Here is a 305-nt window from a genome sequence, read left to right as displayed (position 1 = left end):
CAACTCGGCGCGCAATCCTTCGACTTCGGCCAGGAACCCGGCGTGATCGTCCGTGCCGGCGACCGGGCCGCCGGCGACCTTCGCCGCCAGGGTCGCGGCGTCGGCGCGGTCGGCGTCGGCCGGCAGTTCCTGATTCCACGGCACGATCCAAGTGCGGCGGCCGAACTGCAGCGGCGCGTATTGGTCCATCCACGCGCGTTCCCAGTCCTGGTCGTCGACGTTGGCGAAGCCGACCCGACTCCAGTCCAGGTCCGGGTCGAAGGATTCCAGCGCGGCCAGGATCACCAACGCGTCGGCGTCGTGCG

The 305-nt window shown here is 70.8% G+C and carries 1 protein-coding gene; it reads right to left on the bottom strand.

All coding sequences use genetic code 11. The annotated features are described in order from the left end of the window. The coding region (locus tag HKX41_10980; GenBank protein NNC24654.1) for a hypothetical protein at positions 1–305 on the bottom strand (305 nt) is incomplete at both ends.

It is taken from the genome of Salifodinibacter halophilus (assembly GCA_012999515.1).
Classification (GTDB): Bacteria; Pseudomonadota; Gammaproteobacteria; order Nevskiales; family Salinisphaeraceae; genus Salifodinibacter; species Salifodinibacter halophilus.
This window is presented reverse-complemented; position numbering and strand designations above follow the sequence as displayed.